The organism is Thiobacter sp. AK1 (genome assembly GCF_039822265.1).
Lineage (GTDB): Bacteria > Pseudomonadota > Gammaproteobacteria > Burkholderiales > Thiobacteraceae > Thiobacter > Thiobacter aerophilum.
The window spans coordinates 591,003-611,391 of sequence record NZ_JBAJEX010000001.1; the positions used below are offsets into that span (position 1 = coordinate 591,003).

Annotated in this window: 16 protein-coding genes; 10 read left to right on the forward strand and 6 right to left on the reverse strand. The window is 65.3% G+C overall.

Annotated elements, in window-relative coordinates:
* Positions 1-6 precede the first annotated feature (6 nt).
* From prfB to lysS, 6 genes are all read left to right on the forward strand, one after another.
* Positions 7-1,111 (forward strand): peptide chain release factor 2 gene (prfB, locus tag V6E02_RS03040; protein WP_347306998.1). Its coding sequence is split into 2 segments (ribosomal slippage): positions 7-87 and positions 89-1,111, totalling 1,104 coding nucleotides; the frame shifts between segments, so codons are not numbered across the junction.
* Positions 1,111-2,373, forward strand: coding sequence for a hypothetical protein (locus V6E02_RS03045; protein WP_347307000.1), 1,263 nt, complete (start codon positions 1,111-1,113; stop codon positions 2,371-2,373). The genes prfB and V6E02_RS03045 overlap by 1 nt, the downstream gene beginning before the upstream one ends.
* Position 2,374: 1 nt before the next feature.
* Entirely contained in the window at positions 2,375-3,034 is a 660-nt protein-coding gene (locus V6E02_RS03050) for a hypothetical protein (protein WP_347307001.1), read from the forward strand.
* Positions 3,034-5,817: an AAA family ATPase gene (locus V6E02_RS03055; protein WP_347307003.1), complete on the forward strand. Its 2,784-nt coding sequence runs from the start codon at positions 3,034-3,036 to the stop codon at positions 5,815-5,817. Before V6E02_RS03050 ends, V6E02_RS03055 begins: the two co-directional genes overlap by 1 nt.
* The gene (locus V6E02_RS03060; RefSeq protein ID WP_347307005.1) at positions 5,804-6,988 is read left to right on the forward strand and encodes a DUF2399 domain-containing protein; all 1,185 of its coding nucleotides are present in this window, start codon (positions 5,804-5,806) and stop codon (positions 6,986-6,988) included. The genes V6E02_RS03055 and V6E02_RS03060 overlap by 14 nt, the downstream gene beginning before the upstream one ends.
* 53 nt (positions 6,989-7,041) lie before the next feature.
* Positions 7,042-8,547 carry a lysine--tRNA ligase gene (lysS, locus tag V6E02_RS03065; RefSeq protein WP_347307007.1) on the forward strand — a complete coding sequence of 502 codons (1,506 nt, stop codon included), beginning with the start codon at positions 7,042-7,044 and terminating at the stop codon, positions 8,545-8,547.
* 24 nt (positions 8,548-8,571) lie between these two features.
* Here lysS and V6E02_RS03070 read toward each other — a convergent pair whose 3' ends face one another.
* Together V6E02_RS03070 and V6E02_RS03075 are read right to left on the reverse strand one after the other, a co-directional pair.
* Positions 8,572-9,807 carry a beta-ketoacyl-[acyl-carrier-protein] synthase family protein gene (locus tag V6E02_RS03070; protein WP_347307009.1) on the reverse strand — a complete coding sequence of 412 codons (1,236 nt, stop codon included), beginning with the start codon at positions 9,805-9,807 and terminating at the stop codon, positions 8,572-8,574.
* On the reverse strand, positions 9,804-10,061 hold the full coding sequence (locus tag V6E02_RS03075) for a phosphopantetheine-binding protein (RefSeq protein WP_347307011.1): 258 nt from the start codon (positions 10,059-10,061) through the stop codon (positions 9,804-9,806). Before V6E02_RS03075 ends, V6E02_RS03070 begins: the two co-directional genes overlap by 4 nt.
* A gap of 488 nt (positions 10,062-10,549) precedes the next feature.
* On the opposite strand from V6E02_RS03075, the gene V6E02_RS03080 reads away from it, so the two are divergent.
* The 4 genes from V6E02_RS03080 (at position 10,550) to V6E02_RS03095 (ending at position 14,128) form a co-directional block, all read left to right on the forward strand.
* Complete coding sequence (locus V6E02_RS03080; protein ID WP_347307013.1) at positions 10,550-12,982, forward strand: heavy metal translocating P-type ATPase; 2,433 nt, start codon at positions 10,550-10,552, stop codon at positions 12,980-12,982.
* A 238-nt stretch (positions 12,983-13,220) separates the two neighbouring features.
* Positions 13,221-13,427, forward strand: a complete 207-nt coding sequence (locus V6E02_RS03085) for a heavy-metal-associated domain-containing protein (RefSeq protein WP_347307015.1) — start codon at positions 13,221-13,223, stop codon at positions 13,425-13,427.
* Positions 13,414-13,743 (forward strand): metal-sensitive transcriptional regulator, encoded by a 330-nt coding sequence (locus V6E02_RS03090; protein WP_347307017.1) that lies wholly within the window; start codon positions 13,414-13,416, stop codon positions 13,741-13,743. The genes V6E02_RS03085 and V6E02_RS03090 overlap by 14 nt, the downstream gene beginning before the upstream one ends.
* An 88-nt stretch (positions 13,744-13,831) precedes the next feature.
* Complete coding sequence (locus V6E02_RS03095; RefSeq protein ID WP_347307019.1) at positions 13,832-14,128, forward strand: hypothetical protein; 297 nt, start codon at positions 13,832-13,834, stop codon at positions 14,126-14,128.
* A gap of 84 nt (positions 14,129-14,212) precedes the next feature.
* On the opposite strand, the gene V6E02_RS03100 is transcribed toward V6E02_RS03095, so the two are convergent.
* The 4 genes from V6E02_RS03100 to V6E02_RS03115 form a co-directional block, all read right to left on the reverse strand.
* A complete protein-coding gene (locus tag V6E02_RS03100; protein ID WP_347307021.1) occupies positions 14,213-15,253 on the reverse strand; it encodes an Sfum_1244 family protein in 1,041 nt (346 codons plus the stop codon).
* Positions 15,254-15,433: 180 nt separating this feature from the next.
* Complete coding sequence (rimO, locus tag V6E02_RS03105) at positions 15,434-16,741, reverse strand: 30S ribosomal protein S12 methylthiotransferase RimO (RefSeq protein WP_347307023.1); 1,308 nt, start codon at positions 16,739-16,741, stop codon at positions 15,434-15,436.
* Positions 16,742-16,762: 21 nt separating this feature from the next.
* Positions 16,763-17,539 carry a ZIP family metal transporter gene (locus V6E02_RS03110; RefSeq protein ID WP_347307025.1) on the reverse strand — a complete coding sequence of 259 codons (777 nt, stop codon included), beginning with the start codon at positions 17,537-17,539 and terminating at the stop codon, positions 16,763-16,765.
* Positions 17,540-17,595: 56 nt separating this feature from the next.
* Positions 17,596-20,346 (reverse strand): bifunctional diguanylate cyclase/phosphodiesterase, encoded by a 2,751-nt coding sequence (locus V6E02_RS03115; protein WP_347307027.1) that lies wholly within the window; start codon positions 20,344-20,346, stop codon positions 17,596-17,598.
* Positions 20,347-20,389: the final 43 nt, after the last annotated feature.

Genomic DNA, 20,389 nt, shown 5'->3' on the forward strand with positions numbered 1-20,389 from the left:
CACGCCATGGAAGCGGAACGCCTCAATCTCCTCGCGCACCGGCTTGCCGATCTTGCCCAGCGCACCGCCGAATTACGGAGGTATCTTTGACTTCGACGGCAAGCAAACCCGCCTGGCCGAAGTCGCCCAACAGTTGGAAGACCCCAACGCCTGGACCGACCCCAAGCTCGCCGAAGCCCTGGGCCGCGAGCGGCGCAGCCTGGAGGCGGTGGTCCACACGTTGAGCCAGCTTGACCGCGAGCTCAGTGACGCCCGCGAGCTATTCGAAATGGCGCGCGCAGAGCACGACGACGCCACCCTGGAAGCCCTCGACGCCGACACGCGCCGCCTGGAGCAGACCGTCGCCGATTTGGAATTCCGGCGCATGTTCTCCAACCCCATGGATCCCAACAACTGCTTCATCGACATCCAGGCTGGGGCGGGCGGCACCGAGGCCTGCGACTGGGCCGCCATGCTGCTGCGGCAGTACCTGAAATACGCCGAGCGCAAGGGCTTCAAGACGGAAATCCTGGAACAGACCGAAGGCGACGTGGCGGGTATCCGTTCCGCCACCATCAAGGTGGAAGGCGACTACGCCTACGGCTATTTGCGCACGGAAACCGGCGTGCATCGGCTGGTGCGCAAGTCGCCGTTCGATTCCGCCGGCGGCCGTCACACCTCCTTCGCCAGCGTATTCGTCTATCCCGAGGTGGACGAGTCCATCGAGATCGACATCAATCCCGCAGACCTCAAGATCGACACTTTCCGCGCCTCGGGCGCCGGCGGCCAGCACATCAACAAGACCGATTCCGCGGTGCGCATCACCCACCTTCCCACTGGCATCGTGGTGCAATGCCAGAACGATCGCTCCCAGCACCGCAACAAGGCCGAGGCCATGGCCATGCTCAAGTCGCGCCTCTATGAGCTCGAGCTACGCAAGCGCCAGGCGGAACAGGAGAAGCTGGAAGCGGCCAAGTCCGACGTGGGCTGGGGCCATCAAATCCGTTCCTACGTGCTGGACCAGTCGCGCATCAAGGACCTGCGCACCAACGTGGAAATCTCCAACACACAGAAGGTGCTCGACGGCGATTTGGACGCCTTCATCGAGGCGGCCCTGAAACAGGGTGTGTGATGGAGGATAAGCTCGATCTGTCGGCTTTTCTCGCGCCAGGCGTCGAGGCGGGGGATGTACCCTCGCTGTTTCCCCTGCTCGCCGGCCGCCGCCTGATCGGCGCGCTGGTTGCCCTGTTCCGGGGCGGTGATGAGGAAGTGCTGGTGCGCCTGGCGGTTCTCCGAGAAATCGGTGCCCGCGCCGAGGCCCCGGAATGGAGCCCGCGAGAGCTGGAAACCCATCTTGCCTTCATCGACCCCATTAAGCTGGACACAGTCCTCAAGCGCCTGCGCGAGCACGACCTTTTGGTGTGGGATGGTGAGCGCCGCCTGTATCAGCTCTCGCCGGTGGGGCGCATGGTGCTCTCGGCGCTTTCGACCTTGCTCGCCTTCGCCACCGACGAAGGTAGCGAGCTGGGTTTCCTCGCCTCCCAGGTGGCGGCGGGAGGCGCCACCGGCCGCCTGTTAAGCGAGACCCTGGCCCATCTCGCGGCTCGGCTGGCGGAGCTGGAGGAAGAGTTCACCCAGGCCGTGGCCTCGGGCTCGGAGTTCCGTCTGCGTGCGGCCCAGAATAAGCTCGCTTCCGTGTGGCGCTGGATGGAAAAGGGTAACGAGATCATCGCCGCGCTCTCCGAGGATGGGTTCAGTGACGATGCCAGCTGGCGCATGGCCCAGGACATTGGCAGCCGACAATCGCGCATGATGCGCATGGCCAGTGTGTTCCAGCGCGAGCTGGCTGCCATCGCCCGCCAGCGCGTGCACCTGTCGGAAGGTGGCCTTACCTCCTCGGAGCTGGCCGGCTGGCTGCGCGGCTTGGACGTGGACCGGCTGGCGGCGCTGGCCAGCCCGGGTCCCGCCATCGTACCGGAGCCGATCTTCGTGCTGCCTGACGTGATGCTGGACAACACCGAGGAATTCCTGGATCGCACACGACAGACCCGCCGCGTCTCGGTGCTGCCGCCGCCCACCGAGGTCCGGCAAACCACGGAGGTCCCGCGCGAGCCGCCACCCCATCTGGCGGCGCTAACACGGCTTTTGGCGCAAACCGAACACGCCTTGCCCCTGACCGATGCAGTGGTGGGGGAAGATTTCAGCGCCGCCTCCTATCGCCTATCGCTGTTGTCTTTCCTCGGTGAGCAGAACGTGGATCCGGAACTGGCGCCATTGGCTAGCCTGCCTCTAGCGGTGGTGTGGGAAGAGGGCGATGCCCTGGTCCCAGTGCAACGGGGCGAGGTGGCGGCCATGACGCCTGGCCGCATCGAACCAACGAAGAGAACGAGCTGACATGGAGCGAGACGCCCACGCGCGCTTGATCGCCAGGCTTTTGGCCCTACGCTGGTTGCCGCGCGAAGACGCGGAGGCTCGCCGCCTGCTGGTGGACCTGAGTTTCCGGGAAGAGGTGGAAAGCCGGCTGGCCGCCTGCGGACTGCGCCTGCTGGACCACCCCTTCGCCGATCACATCGCGGTGGCCCTGGCCCAGTCCACGGAAAGCGCGGTATTCGAGACCGGCGGCCAGTGGGCTGCCACCACCATCGCCCTGCCCAAGGACGCCATCGCCCTGTTGGTCATTCTCTGGGCGCTCATCATCCTGCCCAAGCGCGAGCGCCAGCTCGCCCGCGCCAATGGCGAGGAAGGCCAGATGGACATGTTCGGCGGTGTGCCCGGGCAGCTTACCGCCGACGCCTCACGGGGCATCCCCGAGAACGTGCTGCTGGAAGACTATGCCCGGCTTTTGGGCGGACGCGCCCGCATCACCCAGTTCATCCTGCCGCAGCTTTCGCGCCTGGGCTTCATCGAACGGCGCAACAAGGTGATCTACGAAGGCCCACTCTTGGATCTTGCCTTCGATTACGGCGAGATGGCGCCGCGCATTCTGCAGGGGGCGTTGGCCGATCTGCTGCGCAAACAGGATGAACCCCGTAACACGGAAGGAGACGCAAGCTGATGTTTCGCCTACTGGAACTGGAGGTGGTGCACTGGGACTTCTGGCAGCGTTTCCGTCTGCCCCTCGATGCCGCCATCATTACCATCGTGGGTCCGAACGGCTCCGGCAAAACCACCCTGCTCGACGCGCTGCGCACCCTGCTCGCCCTCGAATGCTCCCGTAAACGTGATTACAAGCGCTACGTGCGTCGCAGTGGCGAGGATTTCTGCTGGCTGCGCGGCGTGGTGGACAACCAACGGCCCCAGGGCAGCAGCCGCCGACCCTTCGGCCTACCCTTTCAAAACGACCGCATCACTCTTGCCTGCCGGATCGACCGCAAGGGCGGCGACTGGGTGCGCAAGTATTGGGTCGCGGAAGGTAACGTGCCCATCGAAGCAATGGAAAGCCAAGGGCAGGAGTTCGGTGTGCGCGACTATCAGCGGCTTTTGCAGAGCGCCGGCCTGTCGCCCGCCATCGCCCGTGTGCTGTCTCTGGAGCAGGGACAAACCGATAAGCTCACCGAGCTCGCGCCCCGTGAACTGCTGGATCTGGTGTTCCAGGTGTTCGGCGACAAGGAGGTACTCGACCGTTACCAGGAGGCACGTCATCACCAGGAAGCCACCGCGCGGGAACTGAACGAGGTGGAACGACAGCTGGAAATGCTCGCCGCCAGCCTGGAAAAACACGACAGCCGCGTCAATCGCTATCTGGAATGGCGACGCCTGCGCGACGAGCAGACGGCGCTTGCCTCGGAAGTCCTGCCCCGTCTGGAGTACCATCTGTTGCAGCGAGAAGTGCAGAGCGCACGCCGTGTCCTCACCGTCCAGCGACGGGAATGGCGTGAGTTGCGCGCCGCCAAGCACATGCTCGGCGAACGGATCGCGGCCCAGCGTCGCCTGATCGAAGAAGCGCGGGCCACCAAGCTCGCCGCGGAGGCCCTGGAGCAGGCCCGCTACGAAGAGCTCAACGAGATCAACCGCGCGCTGGGCAAATACCAGGCGCTGGTGGAACAGCACGACACCCTGCTTGCGCAGGCCGCTCAAGCCGGGGGCGATCCGAGCACCGATCAGGCCGCGCTGGAACAATTGGAAGACGAGCGGGACCGGCTGCGCCTGCAAGCGGCCACCCTCAGGCAGGAACAGGCCGCCACTGCTGAGCTCTTGGAAAACCTTGCCGCCGGACGCCGGACCGATCCCGCCGATGTGGCGGCGTTCCGCCTAGCCTTGTCCAGTGCCGACATCGACCACGATCTGCTCACCGATTTGGTGGAAATCATCGATCCCGCATGGCAGGCGGCGGTGGAAGCCGTGCTCGCGCCCTTCGCCCACATCGTCCTGCTGGCACGACAGCAGGATGCCGAGCGCGCCTTCGCCCTGGGCGAGAAACTGCGCTATCGTCATTACATCGTGCCGGAACGCACGCCCGCGCCGTTGCCCACCCAGGGCTCGCTGCTGGAAGTGGTGCGCTTCAAGAAAGCGGTGCCGGAGTGGTTGATCCGTCTGCTGGAACGCACTCAGCGCGTGGAGGACGCCGCCGCCGGCGCCAAACTTCCCCGCGCCCAGGACTGGGTGACCCGATCCGGTTACCTGCGCGAACGGCGCGGCGCGCGCTACGCCGCACCGGAACAGGCTCGTTTCGGCCAGGCGCGCATCGAGGCACTTAAGAACCGGCTCCAGGCGCTTGACGCCGCCATCGCCCCGCTTCTCGGTCGGCTGGATGCGCTCGGGCGCGAGATTGCCGCCATCCGTGGCCGCCTCACCGGCATCGACGCCGGCACCCAGCTCGCCGCCCGGGCCGCGGAATTCGCCGAGGCGCGACGGCAACAGGAAGCCCTCACGGCGCAGCGGCGCGCGGTGGGTGAGGCGGTACACGCGGCGCGCGAAGCACGTGGCCGAGCGGAGGCCACCCTCCAGGCGCATTTGCAGGACCAAAACCGACAGGAACTGCAACTCGCCGCGATCGAGCGCGAGCTCGCCCAACGCGCCAACTCCGCCGGGCGAAAGGAACAGGCCGATCGCATTCGCCGCCTGCGTCACCTGAACAGGACCCTGCCCGCCGCCTGGCGGGATCACAGCGCCAACCAGGTACTCACGGACAAATGGCGCGATACCACCAACGTGCGCCGGCGCATCGAGGAGATCGAAGCGCGTTTTGCCACGGAATCGTGGGAGACGGACGAATCGGTGATCGCCCTGCGCGACAAGATCCGCGCCGACTACGAACGCCAGAGCCAGGAGCTTGCACAGCGACGGCGCGACAACGCCATGGCGCAGGCTCAGACCGACGCTGCGCGCGCCCAGTACAGCAAGGTGCTCGCCCATAGCGTGCGCCGTTATGGCCGCAATCTGCGCACCCTGGGTGAGATGGCGGGCATCCGCGTGGAATACGAGCCATTGGGAAGCGACTTAAGCGACCTGGCGCTCGCCCAGGCGGGACTCGTGGTCAAGTTCGACTTCGACGAAAAAGGCCTGATGGGCCTCAACGATGGCGATGCCTCCGGCGGCCAGCAGGTGATGAAATCCCTCATCCTGCTGGTGGCGTTGATGATGGAAGAGTCCCGTCCCGGTGGCTTCGTCTTCATCGATGAGCCCTTCGCCCATCTGGACATCGTCAACATCGAGCGCGTGGCCGCCTTCCTCAAAGCGACACGGGCCCAGTATCTGCTCACCACGCCGGTGACCCACAACGTCAACGTCTATGATCCCGCCATGCTTACCCTGGTCACCTTCAAGAAGCGGCCAGGCGAGACCTGGGCGCCACGGGTGGGCGTGCTCGTGCGCGATGCCGCCAATGACGGACACTGATCCCTTCATCGTCGAAGCACTGGACGACCGTCCCCTGCCCCGCCGACGGCGACGCTACCGGGCGCAGCGCGGTGCCAGCGTGGAGACCCTGCCCCAACCTTGGCGCGCGTTGCTTGTGCGCTGGATCGCCCGCGGCGGACGCAGCCGCTGGGAGACGCTGGCTAAGGAAGCCGGTGCGGCCGAATTGCAGACCGCGCAAGCCCTGCTCGATTGGCTGGTGCGCCAGGGCTGGGCGAGGGTGGAAGAAGCGCGCCGCCACGGCGACTGGTGGCCTGTGCGCGTGGAACTGATCGACCTTCCCACCCTGCGCACCGCACTGGGCTTGCCGGACGAGGCGGCGCTGGCCGAGCAATGGCGCCTGCTACGCGAGGCCCTACAAGCCCGGTGCGAGCCCCTGTTTGCCCAGGCAGTGGCCGAGCTCGATGGATTGCCCCCAGCCCGCGCGCTGGCCCGCGGCCAGCTGCTGGCGGCGGCTAAGCGCTGGCACGAGGAAGAACGCAGCGGCACGCGGCGCGACTTCGCCCTTTACGCGCGCGGCAGCACCAAGGCGGTCACCGACGCCGAATGGTTTTGGCTGGAGACGCGGATAGACCTCTCCGAGCTTGGCATCGAACGCCACACACCCCTGCTATTGATCGCGGCACCGCTCACCCTCATCACCCCAACGGGCCGCCTGGAGCTCGCGGCAGGAACGGATTTCTGCGCCATCACCCCCGCCACCGTACACGCCGCCCGGCAGGGGGAACAGAGTGTGGCACGCTGGCGCCTGGTGGAGAACCGCACCAGCTTCGAACGCCTGGCGCGGGCCCGGGAAGCGGACACCGGCGTGGTCTGGTTGCCCGGCTTTGCACCCACTTGGTGGCGGGAGGCCATGGCACGGCTGATTGCCCTGGCGCCCGCTCCCGCCGAGATCGCCTGCGACCCGGACCCCGCCGGCATCGAGATCGCACTCGATGCGGGCAGGCTATGGGAGGCGCGGGGACTACCCTGGCGGCCGTGGCGCATGGCGCCGGCCGACATCGCGGCGCTTCCCCACCGCGCCGCGCTCACACCCCGCGACCGGGAACGTCTGGCCGCGCTCGATCAAGCACGCTTGCCCAAGCAGCTCGCCGCGCTTGCCCAATGGATGCTTGCCCACGGCGAAAAAGGCGAGCAGGAAGGCTTGCTGTAAGATGCGGCCTGTCGCGCCATGAGTCAAACGAAACCTTCTGCCCGAGACGATCCATGACCCAGCACGAAGCCATCCCCTCCCACGACGAGAACGCCCTCATTGCCGAACGGCGCGCCAAGCTCAAGGCCTTGCGTGAACAAGGCGTGGCCTTTCCCAATGATTTCGAGCGCGAGCATCTGGCCGAGGCACTCGCCGCAGCCTACGAGGACAAGTCCAAGGCGGAACTGGAGACCTTGGCAGTACCGGTGGCGGTGGCCGGCCGCATCATGCTCAAGCGCGTGATGGGCAAGGCGAGCTTCGCCACCCTGCAAGACATGAGCGGGCGCATCCAGATCTACGTCTCTGACGACCACACCGGTGCCGCCGCCCACGAGACCTTCAAGCACTACGACCTGGGCGACATCATCGGCGTGCGCGGTACCCTGTTCAAGACCAACAAGGGCGAGCTGTCCGTGCGAGCGAAGGATGTGCGCCTCCTCACCAAGGCCATCCGGCCACTACCGGACAAGTTCCACGGCCTGGCCGACCAGGAGCTCAAATACCGCCAGCGCTACGTGGACCTCATCATGAACGAGGATACGCGGCTCACCTTCGTGCTGCGCTCGCGCATCATCCAGGCCTTTCGCGACTTCCTCAACGCGCGCGGCTTTTTGGAAGTGGAGACACCGATGATGCACCCCATCCCAGGTGGCGCGGCGGCACGCCCCTTCATTACCCACCACAACGCCTTGGACATGCCGCTTTATCTGCGCATCGCGCCCGAGCTCTATCTCAAGCGCCTGGTGGTGGGTGGCTTCGAACGGGTGTTCGAGATCAATCGCAATTTCCGCAACGAGGGGCTCTCCCCCCGCCACAATCCCGAGTTCACCATGCTGGAGTTTTACGCGGCCTACAAGGACTACCGCTTTCTGATGGATTTCGTGGAAGAGATGCTGCGGGACATCACGGTCAGGGTACTGGGCCGCACCGCGATCGAATACCAGGGCCGCGGCATCGAGTTCGGCCAGCCATTCCGCCGCCTGACCATGGTGCAGGCGGTCGTCGCGCATCACCCCCAATTCACCACTGCACAGTTGAACGACCGCGCCTTCCTCATCGACTATTTCGAAAAACACGGCATCGAATACCGCAAGGAAGACGGTCTGGGTGGGCTGCAGACCACCCTGTTCGAAGAGACCACCGAGCACCTGCTGTTCGAACCCACCTTCATCATCGACTACCCGGCGGAGACCTCGCCGCTGGCGCGCCGCAGCGACAAGCATCCGGAGATCACGGAGCGATTCGAACTGTTCGTCGCCGGCCGCGAGCTAGCCAACGGCTTTTCCGAGCTCAATGACCCGGAGGATCAGGCCGAGCGTTTCCTGGAACAGGCGCGGCAGAAGGAAGCGGGCAACGTGGAGGCCATGCACTACGACGCCGACTACATCCGCGCTCTGGAATATGGCCTGCCCCCCACCGCCGGCTGCGGCATCGGCATCGACCGCTTCGTGATGCTGCTCACGGACAAGCCCAACATCCGCGACGTGATCCTATTTCCCCACATGCGGCCGGAGTCTTGATCCGCGGTTGGGTAGAGACCCCCTTCAGCCAAAACGCCGCGCCACCAGCACGGCGTTGCTCCCGCCGAAGGCGAAGGAATTGGACATGACGGCGCCTAGCGCGACGCCGCTGCGCCCCACCAGCGGCACATAGTCGAGGTCGCAAGCAGGGTCCGGCATGTGCAGGTTGGCGGTGGGCGGAATCGCCTGCTTGGCCAGCGCGAGCAGGCTAACCACCATCTCCAGGCCACCAGCAGCACCCAGGGTATGGCCGTGCATGGATTTGGTGGAACTCACGGCAAGCCGGTAGGCATGCTCACCAAACACTTCCCTGATGGCGGCGGTTTCCGATTCATCCCCCACCTGGGTGGCCGTGCCATGGGCGTTGATATAGCCGATCGCTTCCGGGTCCAGCCCCGCATCCAGCAGCGCACCGCGGATGGCACGCACCTGACCCTCCGCGGAAGGCTTGGTGATGTGAGCGGCGTCGCTGGACACGCCATAGCCCACCATTTCACCGTATATCTTGCCCGCTCCGCGTGCGCGGGCGTGCTCGAGGGATTCCAGGATCAGCATGCCCGCACCCTCGCCCAGCACCAGGCCGGTGCGGTCCTTGGCGAAGGGACGGGAAGACGCCTCCGGTCCTTCCGGTGCCTCCAGCGCCAGCGTATGCAAGGCCTGCCAAGCCTTGACCACACCGTAGGCGAGCAAGGCCTCGGCTCCGCCCGCCACCACCACATCGGCCTGACCATGTTGGATGAGACGCATGGCCTCGCCGATGGCCACGGCGGAAGAGGCACAGGCGACGCTAAAGGTGAGGGTCGGACCCTTGAAGCCATAGGCCAGCGAGATGTGTGCAGTGGGCGCGTTGTTCATCACCCGCAGCACCGTGGTGGGTTTCAGGCGCACGGCCTTCTTGTCGTAGATTTCCCTGTAGGATTCGTCCAGTGTGTTGGCCCCGCCCATGCCGGTTCCCAGATAGACCCCCACGCGCGTTGCATCCAGCGTCGCCGGATCGAGGCCTGCATCCTCGATGGCCTGCTGGGCGGCGATCATGGCGAGCTGGGTGACGCGGTCGGTTCCCACCGCCTCCCGCGGCAGGTGGGGCGCCAAATCTTCGGTGATGCGCGCCGCCACGCCCTGCATTGGATGGGGACCCATGTCCACCGGCAGGCGGCTCACGCCGGAGCGGCCGGCCATGAGGTTGGCAAAGAAGGGCTCGCAACCGATGCCGCAGGCCGAAGCCACACCGAGACCGGTCACCACCACGCGAGGCGTCATGCGGGTGTCCCTCCCCCCGCTTGCTTTGCGGCCAACAGCCGGTCCACCATGTTGACGATGTCCTGAAGCGTGTTGATCTGCTCCCGCTCCTCGGAGAGCACGATGTCGAACTCGGTCTCCAGGGTGAACATAAATTCGATCACCGACAGGGAATCCAGCCCGAAGTCTTCCAATCGGCTCTCCGGTTTGAGATCGGCTTCGTTGAGATTGAATTCCTTCGCGATCAGGCTGCGGATGCGTTCGTAGGTATCCATGGTGTTTCCTTCCTGAGCTAGCTGGCCGGCGGTGCCGGAAGCCAGACTATACCCCGCCGTAGTTCGGTACATGACCGATGCCATTGTCAAGCATAGTCGGCCTGCTGGCAACCGGCCACGGCGGGAAACGAGGTGTGTCTATGTTCCCAATATCGGTCACCGGTGCGCCGGCTTTAACCTATTGAGCGTCATGTCGCGGCTGAAGCCTTCCCACAGAGTCACCCTCATCAGGCTCGTGGGAAGCACTTTCGCGGCGCGCCGGCTTGTGGGAAGCGCTTTAGCGGCGATCCTCTTCGGTCCGTGTTGGCCGCAGCGAAGTGGGCTCAAGAGTTCCGCTTGCGCGGGAATAACGGTCCAATCCTTGGCCTGTCACCAACTTTCCCGAGCCTGAATAGAAACCATGTCCGGCAGCGGTTTCTAGGTTTGACGCCGTGCATGTCGAATCCTTCTTGACGGCCGACGTCAGGCCGTATACCCTACATGGGTATATGACGGAGATCGCCCCGTCCCCCCGTGCCGATGCGCCATCCACCTGCACACTCGACGTGCCGGTCGCCGGCATGACCTGCGCCGCCTGCGCGGTGCGCATCGAGAAAGCCTTGAACCGCCAGCCCGGGGTCAAGGCCCAAGTCAACCTAGCGGCGGAGCGAGCGCGCATCGAATACGATCCCGGCGCGACCTCACCCGCTGAGCTGATCGAGCTCATCCGCAAGACGGGCTATGAGGTGCCGAAACAGCGCGCCGAGCTCGCCATCAGCGGCATGACCTGTGCCGCCTGTGCCGCACGCATCGAAAAAGTGCTCAATGCCCTGCCGGGTGTGGAGGCCCAGGTCAATTTTGCCGCCGAGAAGGCCCTGGTGTATTACACGCCGGGTACCGTGACGCTGCGCGATCTGATCGCCGCGGTGGAACGCGCAGGCTACGGTGCGCGCGAAATGGTGGGTGCCGAGCGCGAAGCCCTGCGCCGCGAGAAGGAAGCGGCCTACCGCCATGAATTCCGCGTGTTCTGGGTCGCCGCCGCGCTCACCCTGCCTTTGCTGCTGCAGATGCTCGCGCCGCTGGCAGGCCTGCCCCACGATCTTCTGCCACGGGGACTACAGTTTTTCCTCGCCACGCCGGTGCAGTTCTGGGCGGGCAAGCGCTTCTACGTAGGGGCCTGGCATGCCCTGCGCGGCGGGGGCGCCAACATGGACGTGCTGGTGGCCCTGGGCACCAGCATGGCCTGGCTGTATTCAACCGTCGTCACGCTGCTTGGCCTAAATCATCTACACGTGTATTTCGAAGCCGGCGCAGCGGTGATCACTTTGGTGCTGCTGGGCAAGCTGTTGGAAGCGCGCGCCAAAAGCAAGACATCGGCCGCCGTGGAGGCCTTGTTACGCCTCACGCCGCGCACCGCCTGGGTGGAACGGGATGGCCAGGCGCAGGAAGTCCCCATCGAGCTGATTCGCGCTGGTGACGTCTGCCGCGTGCGGGCGGCCGAACGCATCCCGGTAGATGGCGAGGTGCTGGAGGGAGATTCCAGCGTGGACGAATCCATGCTCACCGGGGAAAGCCGGCCACGGCACAAGACTGTGGGCAGCAAAGTCTATGCGGGCACCCAGAATCTGGAAGGCACGCTGCGCCTACGCGCCACCAGCGTCGGCGCGGATACGCAGCTCGCCCACATCGTGCGGCTGGTGGAAGAAGCCCAGGGCTCGAAAGCACCCATCGCACGCCTCGCCGACCGCATCTCCGGCATCTTCGTGCCGGTGGTGCTTAGCATCGCCGTGGTCACCTTTGGTCTGTGGTGGGGGATTGCTGGCGATTTCACCCAGGCCCTCATCAATGCAGTGGCCGTGCTGGTCATCGCCTGTCCCTGCGCTCTGGGGCTAGCCACGCCCACCGCCATCATGGTGGGCATGGGGCGCGGTGCCCAGGCCGGCATCCTGGTGCGCGATGCCCGCGCCCTGGAACTGGCGGGTCGCATCGACACGGTGATCCTGGACAAGACCGGCACCCTCACCGAAGGGCGGCCAGGGCTCACCGATTGCCTGCCCGCTGCCGGTGTCACGGAGGCGGAATTGCTGGCTACCGCTGCCGCGCTGGAACAGGGCTCGCTTCATCCGCTGGCGCTGGCCATCGTCGAGGAAGCGCGTCGGCGCGGCCTGCGCCTTCCCGCTGTCACCGAGTTTCGTAGCATCGCTGGCAAGGGCGTCACGGGCCGGGTGGGGGATGAGACGTTCCACCTCGGCGCACCCGCCTGGTTCGCGGAACTCAACATCACTGTGCCGTCCGCCCCCCTGCTTGCCGAGCAGGGCAAGACCGTGGTCGCCGTGGCAAGCGCCACACGCTTTCTCGGTCATCTGGCGCTTGCCGACCGCCTACGAGCGGATTCAGCGGCGGCGGTGGCCCGTCTGCAGACACTGGGGCTGGAAGTAATCATGCTCACCGGCGACAACGAAGCGACGGCGCGCGCCATCGCCACGCAGGCGGGCATCCGCCACTACGTGGCCGAGGTGCTGCCCCAGGACAAGGCGGCAGAAGTCAGCCGGCGGCGCGAGGCGGGACGGCGCGTGGGCATGGTGGGTGACGGCATCAACGACGCCCCTGCACTGGCCGCCGCCGACGTGGGCTTCGCCATTGGTGCCGGTGCCGACGTGGCCATCGAAGCCGCGGACGTCACCCTCATGCGCGACAGCCTGATGGGCGTAGCGGACGCCATTTCCCTGTCACGCGCCACCCTCGCCAAGATCCGCCAAAACCTCTTCTTCGCGTTCATCTACAACGTGCTGGGCATCCCCCTGGCGGCACTGGGCATGCTCAGTCCGGTGATCGCGGGTGCAGCCATGGCCATGAGCTCGGTGTCGGTGGTGAGCAACGCCCTTTTGCTCAAGCGTTGGCGTCCGGCATCGGCCCTTCCCTTGCCCGCTTCGCGAGGATGATGTCGGTGCGTAGGACAATTCCTTCCTCCACGCAAAACCGGCCGCCAGGAAAACGGCCATGGAAGACTCTGATTCACGGGATGAGGCCAGGACCGTCAGCCAGGCCGAGCCAAACGAGCGCCGGAATCCAAAAGCGGCAGGCACGTGGGACTGGATTGCCGCTTGCGCGGCAATGGCGTTGTACGCCCAGCGTGGGATCGACCGCTATAAACCTTCGTCACCAAAGAAAGGAGCACTCATGGAATCCATCACTCTCGACGTCAAGGGCATGACCTGCGGCGGCTGTGTCAACAGCGTCAAGCGCGTACTCACCTCCATCGACGGCGTCTCCCTGGTGGAGGTCAGCCTGGACAGCGGCAAGGTGCAGGTGGGTTACGATCCCGCGCGGGCGCAACCGGACCAGTTCAAGGCTGCCATCCGGGACGCTGGATATGAAGTCAGCTGACGCATCCTGTCACGGCGGCCGGCCCACGCCCGCGCACGCAGGCAAGAGCGTGGTGCAGCCCCACAAGCGGGCCCTCATCAAGCGCTTGAACCGCATCGAAGGCCAGGTGCGAGGCGTGGCGCGCATGGTGGAGGAGGACCGTTACTGCATCGACATCCTCACCCAGATCTCAGCCATCCGTTCTGCGCTGGATGCCGCCGCGCTCGTCATCCTGGAGGACCACACGCGCGGCTGCGTGCAGAATGCGGTCCGTCAGGGCTCGGGCGAGGCCGCCATCGGCGAGCTAATGGATGTGGTGCGACGCTTCGTGAGATAGCCCGTGGCCTGCCCATCTGGAGCATGGACGCTGGCGCGGCAAGCGGGTAGAGTGTTCGGTTGTCCAGCATCGAGCGAGGAAAGCCCCCATGAACAACCCGACTTCCACCAATGAGCTGACCAAGGAGCAGCAGATCCTGCGCGTGATGCGCAAGGTGCTGGCCGCCGTGGTCAAAGACGTCACCCCCGTTGCCGGTCGCCCCAACCCCTTGCGCGAGAGCACCATCCGAGACATCCGCGAATGCTTCGGCCTGATCGCCGCCCGCGAGCGGGAACTCGCGGAAATGCTCGGCCTGGCCCCGATGCGTCCCTACTACCCGGGCGAGGAACCCAAATCTGCCAAGGTGGTGCAACTGGTCAGGCCGGCGAAAAACGACGGCGAGTGAAGGGCTACGGCACGGCCCCCGCGGCAATCGCGGTTTAAGCCGCTCGCACCAGGCCCAGCTCGCGCCACGGCCCGGCAGGTCTGCTCAGAGCACGGCTTGGTCGGCCAAGGCCGCAAGCCTGCGGTCGGCCTCGGGATCATGGCGATCGAGGGCGACGATTGAGCGGGCGATGGCTTCCCAGTGTGCCCGGCCACGCTCGGTCATGTCCTTCAGGGCCTGCCAATGGCCTGCCTCCACGCCGCGGCGATAGGCCTGATAGGCGCCAGGAAAGAGCTTGAGCCGCATGCCAGTGAAGTTGCCGAAAAAGAAGTGGATGGAGCTATCCATGCCACGCGAAAGCAGAGTGGGCAGGGTCACCATGCAGTCGGCCAGGTTGTCGCGCACGGCGCGCGCCACGATCTCGGGCTTGTGACGGCTGCACCCCGCGAGTAACGCCTGCCAGCGCGCTTCGCCCAGCAACTCGCCCGCCAGGGCCTCGCCCAATTCGTGTAGGATCATGGCCTCACCTTCCACCTCGGTCATGCGTTCCAGCGCGGCATCCGGGTCAGTGTCGAAGTCATAGTAGGCCAGCGCCCGTCCCAGGGCGTTGTCCTGGCGCTTCCAGTTCCATTCCTCTAGCTTGCTCCAGAGAAAATCCTGTACCGCCTCCCGGCGCAGATAAATGGTGCGGTCAAGCAGTGCCGCCGGCGGCGCGATGAGATCCCGGGCGTACTCGCAATCGGCGATGAGCACGGTGACACCATGGCGCACCTCACGCCGACCAAGCCTGGCAAGAAAGAAATGGGGCCGGTTGAAACGGCCAATGCCGCCGCCATAGACGTAACCTTCGGGCACCAGATCGGCATTGATGGCCTCCGTCTCGAATGGATCGCGCGGACCAGAGGCCACGGGCACCGGGCGGTAATCCTGGTTCTCCAGTCCCTGCCACAACGCCTCGCGCTCCGTGAGCCATGCGCCAAGCTCATCCTTGGGCAGGCGTTGGGAATGGGGCAGACTGTGTTCCCAGCGATAGAACTGTCGCATCTCCAGGAGGTAGGTGCACATGGTCATGTCCTGGGCGTGACGCGCATCGTTGATGTAGCAGTTGGTCTGCACAGCTTCGACGATGTGGTGGAAGTTCTCCATGGCGGCCTCTTGCTCGTGTCCTGCCGGAATGCTAACACCGCCGGGCGCATTTGCGGGCAACAGCTTTACTCGTGGTCGGGACGCTGGCCACTTGCGTCAGCAGTCGCGGCTAGGTGCGCTCCCACAGGTCTTGCCGATGGGGGACGGACAAGCGGCGAGCACGCCCGTCACTCGGTGCCGCTAAAGCCGCGCCCACAGGTCATGCACGTCGCTGTCGGTGATGGTAACCTCGGCGAACTCACCGGGTTTGAGCGACTGGCCGTCGGTGACGAACACCAATCCGTCGATCTCCGGCGCATCGGCGAAGGAGCGGGCGATGGCCCCTTCCTCGTCCACTTCGTCCACCAGCACCCGCAGGCGGCGGCCAATGCGCGCGGCGAGCTTGCCTGCGCTGATGTCCTCTTGCGTTAGCATCAGCCGCTGCCGGCGTTCCTCTTTCACTTCCTCCGGCACCGGATTGGCCAATGCATTCGCCGCCGCGCCCTGCACCGGCGAATAGGTGAAGCAGCCCACGCGGTCGAGGCGGGCTGCCTCCAAAAATTCCAGCAACTGCTGGAAGTCCTCTTCCGTCTCGCCGGGAAAGCCGACGATGAAAGTGCTGCGGATGACGAGGTCCGGGCAGATCTCGCGCCAGCGTTCGATCCGCCGCAGAGTATCTTCGGCGGCAGCGGGCCGCTTCATGGCCTTGAGGATGCGCGGGCTGGCGTGCTGGAAGGGAATGTCCAGATAGGGGAGCAGCTTGCCCTCCGCCATGAGGGGAATCAGCTGGTCCACGTGGGGATAGGGATAAACATAGTGTAGCCGCACCCATACGCCCAGCTCGCCCAGGGCGCGCGCCAGCTCCGTGATGTGAGTGCGCAACGGGCGGCCAGCGTGAAAGCCCGTGCGGTATTTCACGTCCACCCCGTAGGCGCTGGTGTCCTGGGAGATGACCAGGATCTCCTTCACGCCGGCCTTGACCAAACGTTCCGCCTCGCCCATCACCTCGTGCAACGGGCGGCTCACCAAATCGCCGCGCAGGGCGGGAATGATGCAGAAGGTGCAGCGATGATTGCAGCCTTCGGAAATCTTGAGATAGGCGTAGTGACGCGGCGTGAGGCGCACGCCCTGCGGGGGCACCAGGTCTGTGTAAGGGTCGTGGGGTTTGGGCAGGTGGGCATGAACCGCTTCCATCACCGCTTCTGTGGCGTGGGGGCCGGTCACCGCCAATACCTGGGGATGGACATGCCTCACCACGTTCCCTTTAGCTCCGAGACAGCCGGTGACGATCACGCGACCATTTTCCGCCAGCGCCTCGCCAATGGTTTCCAGCGATTCCTCCACGGCGGCATCGATGAAGCCACAGGTATTGACGATCACCAAATCCGCTTCGGCGTAGTTGCCCACGATGTCATAGCCCTCCGCGCGCAGGCGGGTGAGGATGTGCTCGGAATCCACCGTGGCCTTGGGGCAGCCTAGGGATACGAAACCGACTTTGGGTGTTTTCATGCAAAACTCCATCCCAGCGCTTCACGCAAGGTGGCCAACCAGATGTTCAGTCGCCACGATGGAGGCCACGCCCAAGGCGATGAGCAGCACCTGCTGCAAGGTGGCACCCAGCTCGGCGCGGCGGTGCAAGCCTGGAATGAGATCCGCCACTGCCACGTAGATCATGCTCGACGCCGCCAGCGCAAGGGCGAAGGGCACCCAACCATGCACGGCTTCCAGTGCGTACCAAGCCAGCACGCCGCCCACCAAGGTAGCCAGACTGGAAAGCAGGTTGAGGGCGAAGGCCTGCGCCTTGCTGTAGCCGGAATGGAGCAAGATCAGAAAATCGCCCACTTCCTGGGGAATCTCATGGGCGATGATGGCCAGGGCAGTGATCATCCCCAGCGGCACGCTGGTGAGGAAGGCAGCCGCGATGATCACCCCGTCCACGAAGTTGTGGAAGGTGTCCCCAATGGTGATCATCAGCCCGCTGCGCCCGTGATCATGGCCCGGCTGCTGCGGCGCATGGGCCTCGCAGGCGGTCGTATGACAATGGCGCCAGAGCACGAGTTTCTCCAGCAGGAAGAAAAGCAGGATGCCCGCGAGCAAAGTCGCGCTGACAATACTCACGCTCGCCCCTTCCTTGAGGGCATGGGGAAGAATCTCCAGAAAGGCCGCGCCTAAGAGCGCGCCGATGGCATAACTCACCAGCACCGGCACCAGGGCCGCGCTGGCGGAAAAGGCGACCATCGCCGCCACCAGGAGGCTCAGCACGCCGCCGGCGAGGCTGGCAAGAATGATGTAACTCAGGCTGCTCACGGCTTCCCCGACAAAAGCGGGGAATTATCCCAGTTTTCCCGCTCCCTGGGGACGCTTCATGCCTGCTCAGCCAGCCGGGCGGTCAGCCGCGCCTCGATCTCCGTGGCTGGCATGGGCCGACCGAAGAAATAACCCTGGGCGAAATCGCAACCGTGGGCGCGCAGCCATTGCCACTGGGCCTCTGTCTCCACGCCTTCGGCCACCACCGACAGGTGTAGGCTGTGGGCGAGATCGATGATGGCGCCGGCGATGGTGGCATCGCTGGGATCGTCTACCACGCCGTCAATGAAGGAGCGGTCGATCTTCAAGGCAGTGAGGGGAAAACGCTTGAGGTAGCTCAAGCTGGAATAACCTGTGCCGAAATCGTCGACGGACAAGGATAGCCCCATGGCACGCAAGCCCTCCAGCAGAGTGATGCTACGGCGCTGGTCGCCCATGAGAATGCTCTCCGTCACTTCCAGTTCAATCTGCTTGGCGCAGGTGCCCATGCCTTCGGCGCTCAGGATGGCGGCCACGTCGTCCAAAAGCCCAGGCTTGGCAAACTGACGCGCAGAGAGATTCACCGCCACCCGCACAGACGGCAAGCCGCGCCGCTTCCACTCGTTAATTTGGCGACAGACCTGCGCCAGGACCCACTCTCCGATGGGCTCGATGAGCCCACTATCTTCCGCCACCGGGATGAACTCGTCGGGCGACACCAACCCTCGCTCGGGATGATGCCAGCGCACAAGCGCTTCCAACCCCACCCAACAGCCGTTTTCCACCGCCACCTGGGGCTGATAGAACACCTCGAACTGTCCCTCCCGCAGCGCCCGGCGCAGGCCAGTCTCCAACTCCAGCCGGCGCTTGACTTCGGCATTCATCTCGGCCGTGTAGTAACTGTAGCGGTTACGGCCTTCCCGCTTGGCGCGATACATGGCGGTATCCGCGTTACGCAGCAAGTGCTCGGCATCGGCGTCGTCCAGGGGATAGAGGGTGATGCCAATGCTAGCGGAAACGTTGACCTCCCGCCCCTCGATCTGGTAGGGCTTGGCCACTACCGCCAGCAGCTTGTCCGCCACCCGTGTCACGTCCGGGATCTGGCGGACACCCGCGATGAGCAGGGTGAACTCGTCCCCACCCTGGCGGGCCACCACGTCCGCGGCGCGCACGGCGCCACGGATACGAGCCGCCACCTGCTTGAGCAAGGCGTCCCCTGCACCGTGGCCCAGGGTATCGTTGATGGTCTTGAAACCATCCAGGTCCAGGAACATCACCGCCAGAAGGGTCTCGTCCCGGTCTGCCTGCATCATGGCCTGCTGCAAGAGCTGGCGGAACAACATTTGGTTGGGTAGCCCCGTGAGGGCATCATGGGTGGCCTGGCGCAGGAGCTCTTCTTCGAAGCGCTTGCGCTCGCTCGCATCACGCACCGCGGCCACCACCTTAAAGCCCTGTTCCGTGGGCAACGGCCCCAGGCTCACGTCTACCGGAAAGACGCTGCCATCCTTGCGCCGGGCGAGGACATGCGTACCCGGTTTGCCCATTGGCCGCGGCCGCGGTGCAGCCCAGTATTCGGCCCGTAGGCGCACATGAAGGTCGCGCTGCGCTTCCGGCACCAGCAACTCGATGGACTGGCCCTTGAGCTCGTCGGGGCGGTAGCCGAACAGCGCCTCGCAGCGGGCATTGGCCATGGCGATAGAGCCCTGGACATCGGTGACCAGGATCGCTTCCGGCACCACGTCCATGATTCGTTCCAGCATCCCCCGGGACTGCTCCAGGTTGGCAGCCATGGCACCCAGGCTGTGCGTCAGTTCACTAAGTTCTCCCTCGCCTGCCGGCTCGGGCCGCGCCGACAGGTCCCCCTGGGCAAGCCGCCGGGAAAAGTCGCGCAAACGCCGCACGGGTGCGAGCACGGTTTTCTCCGCAAACATCCAGCCCAGTGCGAATACGCCCAGCGTCATACCCAACACCAGCAGGAAGCGCCAGCGCAGCGCCTCCTCGACGGGTGCCTCCACCATGCGCACGGGCACACTGACTGCCACGTAGGCCAGCGCCACACCGCGCCAGTCAAGCGGCGTGTAGGCGATCAGGCTAGGCGCATCGCCGCCCACTTCCAGGATCCCGCCAGGACCCCCCGTTTGCGCCGCCTTAACCAGGGCCGCAGCGGGATGGGGTTTACCCAAGTATCGCGGCTCGGCCGGCAGGCGGGCCACCACCGTGCCCTGGCGGTCCAGGAGGGTGACGACGGTGGCAGGAGGCAAAGCCGCAAGGGTGAGTCGGGATGCCAGCCAGTCGGCACCAATGGCGGCATAGATGACGCGCGTCACCTCGCCCCTCTCATCGACAATGGGAGAGGCCAGGGGCATCACGGCCTGGCCGGAGACGCGGCCGATGATGTAGTGCCCCGCCACGAAGCCGCGCCTTGCGCGCGCGGCCTGGAAATAGCTCCGATCCCCCAGGTAGGTGCCGGCACCCCCCATGAGGTCGCACACGAGCCGGCCATCGGGACCGATCACACCCACGTTGACATAGCCCCGGCTGCGGGTCTTAAGCATGGCCAGCCGTGCGCCACAGGCCGCGGTATCACCGCGTGCGACTTCCGGCAGCGCAGCGAGCACGCTCAGAAATGTGCGCGCCTCCTCCACGACCTGACGCTGCTCCCACGCCGCCTGGGTGGCAAACGCCTCCACCTTGGCAACCGCCTCGGTATGGGCCGCCTGACGGATCTGCAATAAGCCATAGCCCGTCGCCACCACCCAGGGCAGGACGGCCAGCATGAGCAGCAGAAAAAGCCGGGCCCGCAGGCCGTGGAAGTGGGGAGTACGCATGATTTTTGGTCGCTGAACCGCTTATAGCGAACCAATGTGTGCG